Raw genomic sequence first — 249 nt, 5'->3', positions numbered from 1 at the left:
CTCGATCATCGGCCATTCCGGCTGCGGCAAGTCCACGCTGCTCAACATCGTGGCTGGACTGACCGGCGCCACCAATGGCGGCGTGCTGCTGGAGAACCGCGAGGTCAACTCGCCGGGCCCGGACCGCGCGGTCGTGTTCCAGAACCACAGCCTGCTGCCGTGGCTGACCGTGTACCAGAACGTGCAGCTCGGCGTCGACAAGGTGTTCGCCAAGTCAAAGTCGCGCGCCGAGCGCCACGACTGGACCAT

General features: G+C 66.3%; 1 protein-coding gene. It reads left to right on the top strand.

Annotated features, from left to right (window positions below):
• The coding region (locus tag I5M_RS10455) for an ATP-binding cassette domain-containing protein (RefSeq protein ID WP_031336020.1) at window positions 1-249 on the top strand (249 nt) is incomplete at both ends.

The sequence above is a fragment of the Rhodopseudomonas sp. B29 genome (assembly GCF_000333455.1).
In the GTDB taxonomy this organism is placed as follows: Bacteria; Pseudomonadota; Alphaproteobacteria; order Rhizobiales; family Xanthobacteraceae; genus Rhodopseudomonas.
The sequence above is the reverse complement of the archived record's forward strand: the minus strand, read 5'-3'. Positions and strand labels throughout refer to the sequence as shown.